Genomic DNA, 1,739 nt, shown 5'->3' with positions numbered 1-1,739 from the left:
GAAATCTCTGTAGCTGGATCAGCCGGCTCTGTCTCTACCTGCGGAACTTCCTGCGGCTGAATCTGATTTAATCCTGTATAAGAAGATTTTACCACACCATTATGAACATTAAGTGCACCATCTTCAAACTGCATTCCATCCTGAGTCCATGACACATTGATGTAACTTGGTGTTCCTGCTGCATCTGTAAATGCAATCTGGATCAAATTACCAACTGCACTTGAACGATTCCAGAAATGAAGGTCTGTTGGTTCTGCACCAATCAGTGCGCTTACCTGTGACCAGATATCCTGTGCACCCGGCATCGCATCAAACTGACTCTTTGCCAGTTCCTGTGCTGCATACTCACTATAGCCTCCGTCAGAAGCAAGCAGATATGCAACTCCATTCATTCCATTGTCTAACTGTAAGCTTACGCCATCTGATACAAATACACCCGGAAGCAAATCTGCTACCATATAGCCATTTGCACCATCTGCTCCATAAATGCAGGAATATGATTCTCCTGTTGAAGTGGTGACGCTCAAAACAAACTGTGTTGTGCCGTTTGCAATAGCATTAACACTGCATGATGCAACATCAGTGATTGGGAAAATCTCAACTGCATTGGAAGTAGAATCCTCTCCATTGTACCAGATTTCCTTTCGTCCACCTACATCAACAAGTGCAAATGCTTCCTGAACACCATTTCCATTAAAATCGTAGAACATATAGCTGTTTCCTACAACGCTTCCACCAGAATCTGCAGAAATTTTTGCAAGAATATTTTCTGCATTTCGCTCCGTTGGTGCTTCCGGCGTCTCATCTGGTGATGGTGTCTCATCTGGTGACTGTGCTGGTGTCTCATCTGGTGACGATGCTGGCGCTGGTGTCTCATCTGGTGATGGTGCTGGCGTCTGATCTGAAGATGGAGCCGGGGCTGGTGTCTGATCCGGTGATGGATTTGTGGCTGGCTGCTGCTCTGAAGATGGAGCCGGGGCTGGTGTCTGATCCGGTGATGGATTTGTGGCTGGCTGCTGCTCTGAAGACGGGGCTGTGGCCGGTGTCTGCTCTGGGGACGGGGCTGGGGCTGGCGTCTGCTGCGGCTGCGGCTGTGACGCTGCCTGCTGTGCGGTCGTCGGCTGTGTTGGAACTGTCTGCTGCGCAGAGCTTGATGGCGTGGACGCATTATTGTCAAGTGAAAGTGAAGTTCCCTCAACTACCTCATCTGCCATATACTTCATATAATTCCATGCAAAGCTTCCCTTTACACAAATTGCCTTCTGAACCTTTGAAAAAGCAAGGTTTCCAATCTCTTCAACTGATTCCGGAACTACAACTTCTTTCAAAAGCTCAATATCAGACAATGCAGAATCATCCAGTTTCTTCATTCCATCTGGAAGCTTTAAATACTGAACTGACGTATTGTTCTTAAATGCATGTGAACCAATTGAAGTTACCGAATATCCGCCGATTTCTGCTGGAATACGAACAACTTGTCCCTGATCATTGTACTCAACAAGCTTTAACTCATCATTTGAAAGCTCATAGACATTTCTTCCAGAAGTAACCTTGTTGTCTTTGATTTCAACTACTTCAGTTTCTGTCTCCTTTTGAGTTTCTTTCTGTGTTTCTTTCTTCGTATCCGTATCCTGTATCTTATCTACTGTATACGGAATCTGCTTATTGCTCTTTTTTCCACTGCTGAAAAGAAGAACAATCAATACGATCATCGCAGCAATCAATGCAATTACTGTGAC

1 protein-coding gene is annotated in these 1,739 nt (G+C 45.4%); it reads right to left on the bottom strand.

Annotated features, from left to right (window positions below; translation table 11 throughout):
* On the bottom strand, nt 1–1,739 hold a 1,739-nt coding region (locus tag ACZMB2_RS14180), incomplete at both ends, for a leucine-rich repeat protein (protein WP_487597192.1).

The organism is Hominiventricola sp., assembly GCF_057604405.1.
Note: the sequence above shows the minus strand (reverse complement) of the source record. Positions and strands in the feature narration are given on the sequence as shown.